This window comes from Stenotrophomonas maltophilia group sp. RNC7 (assembly GCF_030910085.1).
Classification (GTDB): Bacteria; Pseudomonadota; Gammaproteobacteria; order Xanthomonadales; family Xanthomonadaceae; genus Stenotrophomonas; species Stenotrophomonas sepilia.
On sequence record NZ_JAVFVN010000832.1, the window covers coordinates 1 to 488 of the forward strand.

Consider the following 488-nt stretch of genomic DNA (forward strand, 5'->3'; position numbering starts at 1 on the left):
GCATAATTAAAGGACAAGCTAATTTCTATATTGCGAAAGATATAATATTTTATTTTAATTTATTTTTATTACCTATATTAGTTAACTATATATTTACTGTAGATAGTTGTAAAAAAGTAATTAAACTATATGATATTTTTGTATACTCATTCCCTATTTTCAGTTTTCTATTATTGCTCCTCAATAGATACTATGACATGAGTGGGAGTTTATATACTACAGTGGGGAATATTATTTTAATGAATTTAGCATATCTAGTAGGGTTAGTATTAAAAGAAAATGGAGATAAGAAGTTTTTAAGATATATTTATATAGGTGCATATTTAGTGCTGTATCTTGTTTCGCCTACTTCAGGCGGAATTTTACTTGTAGTTGCTATTGGGATGTACTATGTATTTAAGAAGACTGAAAAGGTTAATTGGGCAATTAAAGGGATACAAGGGGAAATAGGAGCAACCGGTCCAGAGGGCCCACAAGGAGTGCAAGGA

Annotated in this window: 1 protein-coding gene; it reads left to right on the forward strand. The window is 29.9% G+C overall.

Annotation, left to right across the window (positions count from 1 at the left end; genetic code table 11):
- The coding region (locus tag RCF13_RS20110) for a hypothetical protein (RefSeq protein WP_308141495.1) at window positions 1-488 on the forward strand (488 nt) is incomplete at both ends.